The organism is Pontibacter rugosus, from assembly GCF_042678745.1.
Classification (GTDB): domain Bacteria; phylum Bacteroidota; class Bacteroidia; order Cytophagales; family Hymenobacteraceae; genus Pontibacter; species Pontibacter rugosus.
The window spans coordinates 1-2281 of the sequence record NZ_JBHTLD010000374.1; the positions used below are offsets into that span (position 1 = coordinate 1).

The following is a 2281-nucleotide window of genomic DNA, read 5'->3' on the forward strand; positions in this document are numbered from 1 at the left end:
TTGTCTCTAAATACTCATTATATATATACCCAAAAGAATTATCGAGCACCCCACGGATATCCGAAGAGATCGATACGGTATCTATGCGTTGAAATCCTACACGGTCTGGCAGCGCCGGAGCCACAGTGCCGAATTGCGCCAGCTGCTCATCCACGGCAGCTTTCAATTCATAGTTCACGGAGGACTTCAGGCGGTTTGGCAGGAACACAATCCTTACCTGCGGGTTAACGTGCTTGGCCACCTGAACAAAGAACATGGTGGACTCAAAAGTCATCTTTTCATAGGAAAACGGACAGACGATTACTTCAGCATCCTGGTATACAGCAATAAGCTCGTTCGTGTCCAGCCTGCCAGGCATGTCCATAATAACATGCCCCCCTTGCAGACTGTCAATATGCACCTTGTATTTCGGGTACTCCTCTACCTCCATCTTGATAACCTCGTACAGTGGGTCATTGGCATACAGCTCCTTCTCCTTCTCCCATCTGGAGTAGATGGAGTCCTGAAAGTCCATATCCAGGATGATTACATTGTCCTTTTTCTCTAAGGCCAGATAGTTAGCCAGCAGTATACAGGTGGTGGACTTGCCTACCCCTCCTTTTTGGTTTGCTACTACAATTTTCATGTATTAATCGTCTATGTATATTATCGTTTTCGTTGATTCTTTCTCTTCCTATTCTCTCCCTGATCAGGTCCGAGGTTTGACTCCATAAGGTAAAGCATGGAAGCTGCCAGTTGACCGATGGTCCTGGAAGACTGGCCCCATGCGTCCTGCAGCCTCTCTTCTCTCGCCATATCGCTACCCTTATCAAACTCAGCAACCTGCACAACATGCAAGTCAGGCTTCTCTTTTGTCAGGTCTGCCCAGGCATACACCCGTTTCTGCTGATAATCAATCAGGAAATGCTTTCCGTCTGCTTGGGCGATGCTCCAGCCGCAACTGTCCAGAATTTCCTGCAGCGGCCTGCCGCTGGCAAGGCCACTGTGCAGTTTGGCGGCCACCACCTCCTTCTCCAGAGGGTCAGAAGCCTTCACTACCGACAGATCCGACTGCTTTACAAAAAACAGCCTGGAAAGCAGCCTCACATCCCTATCGCTCGTCGCAGCGTACTGCCGCGCCTCCTGCAGCCTTTCTTGGTAAAGCAGCGCCCTGACATGGGCCTTATCAAGCACCAGAACAGGGATGCTGCCTTCTTCATCTCCCTTGATGCGGATCTCTCCCTTTTTGTTGACAAGGAGCCCTGTTGCCTCCAGCTGTCTTTTAAAACTAGTGTAGCACAGCCCCCTGTCTTCAGAGAGCTTGGCTATGAGCTCCCGTCCAGCCTGTATTTTATCTTCTCTGTTAACACTGGAAAGCAGCTCATCGAGCTTCATCACCTGGGAGCCCTTCAGCACCTGTTTGCTGGCATGGTCGAGAATCGTGTAGCCATAGGGAGTGCTCTTCCCCTCTGCCTGGTGCACTACCAACTCTATCCCGAACTTTTCCTTTAATAGCCCGGAGAACTGCTCCACCGTTAGGCCTCGTTTATACTTGCGGAACATGGCTTTCAGCTGCCCTACACGCGCATCTGGTGCTTTATACTTCGCTATCCTGTCAGCGACTTCTTTCTTTGCAAAGGCATGCACCACTGAACCGTACTTAATGAACTGGTACTGTCCCTCCTTCTCCGTGACCTTCACGCCTTCCCTTTCGAGCAGCAACTTAAACTGAGCTTCAGAGGAAAATCCATATGCCAGCGCTTTCGTCAAGTATGCTTTTATCTCGTATGCCACATCCTGCATCAGAATCTCCTGCATCACTTTCTGAGACCTTACGTTTTCATACTTGTCATTCACCTTCTTCCCCTCTTTGCTTACCCTGGTAGACACCATGTGCACATGGTTGTGCGCAGTATCTGAATGAAAGTAGATAAGGTAGGGGTTATCATGGTACCCCATGCGCTGGAGGTACTGCTCCGCGATTTCCAGGAGTTCCTCCGCACCCTTCTCCCTTCCCTTGCAGGAAATAATGGCATGGAACTGGGACTTTAGCACTGATTCGTTTGTGTTTGCCACCAACGTCATGTACCTGATGTAATCCTCCTGCTTCAAGCTTCCTGCTGCCAGATTCAGAAAACCGAAGTTCTCAGCCTTGAGCAGCTGAGCTGCACCCTGTGCTCTTTTCTCTTCATTATAAACAACGCCATTGAACCCGGCAGCGGCAGAAAGGATTTTCACAATCATAGCCCACTCTTTAACGCATCAAAAATATAACAAATAATAATTTTCACATAAAAGCTAC

2 protein-coding genes are annotated in these 2281 nt (G+C 49.1%); both read right to left on the reverse strand.

Going from position 1 to position 2281, the window contains the following annotated elements:
* Positions 1-625, reverse strand: a 625-nt coding sequence (locus tag ACFQ2O_RS21290; protein WP_377532848.1) for a ParA family protein, incomplete at its 3' end; no start/stop codon positions are given.
* Positions 626-645: 20 nt separating this feature from the next.
* On the reverse strand, positions 646-2223 hold the full coding sequence (locus ACFQ2O_RS21295) for a relaxase/mobilization nuclease domain-containing protein (RefSeq protein WP_377532850.1): 1578 nt from the start codon (positions 2221-2223) through the stop codon (positions 646-648).
* Positions 2224-2281 lie beyond the last annotated feature (58 nt).

Coding starts and splice junctions, on each gene's coding strand:
- ACFQ2O_RS21295 (WP_377532850.1), bottom strand. CDS start 2,223: ATGATTGTGAAAATCCTTTCTGCCGCTGCCGGGTTCAATGGCGTTGTT.